We start from the raw sequence: 1,211 nt of genomic DNA, 5'->3' as shown, positions 1-1,211 counted from the left end.
GGGCTAGCGGGGAATGACACGCTGTACGCGGGAAGCGGAGACGATGTGCTGGACGGTGGCGCTGGAGATGACAAGTTGTATGGGGATCGACTTAGCGGGAGCTCAGGCTCAAGTTCTAATGGAAATGACACATATGTTTTTGGGAAGGGTTACGGACAAGATACGGTCTATGACTGGGATAGTAAAGCAGGCAATATGGACACCATTCAAATGCTCGTTGGTCCAGAGGAAGTGGATGTGATGCAAGACAACATGGATCTGATGATTCGCATCAAAGAGACGGGAGAAAAGATCCGGGTAAACGCCTACTTTCGAGATCCATACTCCAAAGTAGAACAGGTGAAGTTTGCAGACGGGACGATATGGACTCAAAGCCAACTGGAATCGAAAGTAATCACGGAAGGAACGGAAGGCAATGACACGCTGTACGGAGTCAATGGCTATGTGGACTGGATGCAGGGGCTAGCGGGGAATGACACGCTGTACGCGGGAAGCGGAGACGATGTGCTGGACGGCGGCAGTGGGGATGACAAGTTGTATGGGGATCGACTTAGCGGGAGCTCAGGCTCGAGTTCTAACGGAAATGACACATATGTTTTTGGGAAGGGGTACGGACAAGATACGGTCTATGACTGGGATAGTAAAGCAGGCAATATGGACACCATTCAAATGCTCGTTGGTCCAGAGGAAGTGGATGTGATGCAAGACAACATGGATCTGATGATTCGCATCAAAGAGACGGGAGAAAAGATCCGGGTAAACGCCTACTTTCGAGATCCATACTCCAAAGTAGAACAGGTGAAGTTTGCAGACGGGACGATATGGACTCAAAGCCAACTGGAATCGAAAGTAATCACGGAAGGAACGGAAGGTAATGACACGCTGTATGGAGTCGATGGCTATGTGGACTGGATGCGGGGGCTAGCGGGGAATGACACGCTGTACGCGGGAAGCGGAGACGATGTGCTGGACGGTGGCGCTGGAGATGACAAGTTGTATGGGGATCGACTTAGCGGGAGCTCAGGCTCGAGTTCTAACGGAAATGACACATATGTTTTTGGGAAGGGGTACGGACAAGATACGGTCTATGACTGGGATAGTAAAGCAGGCAATATGGACACCATTCAAATGCTCGTTGATCCAGAGGAAGTGGATGTGATGCAAGACAACATGGATCTGATGATTCGCATCAAAGAGACGGGAGAAAAGAT

The 1,211-nt window shown here is 50.2% G+C and carries 1 protein-coding gene; it reads left to right on the top strand.

Annotation, left to right across the window (positions count from 1 at the left end):
• Positions 1–1,211 (top strand): calcium-binding protein (locus tag ABIE27_RS31005; protein ID WP_429352225.1); only part of this gene is annotated, 1,211 nt, incomplete at both ends.

Source organism: Paenibacillus sp. 4624, assembly GCF_050435065.1.
In the GTDB taxonomy this organism is placed as follows: domain Bacteria; phylum Bacillota; class Bacilli; order Paenibacillales; family Paenibacillaceae; genus Paenibacillus; species Paenibacillus amylolyticus_D.
This window is presented reverse-complemented; position numbering and strand designations above follow the sequence as displayed.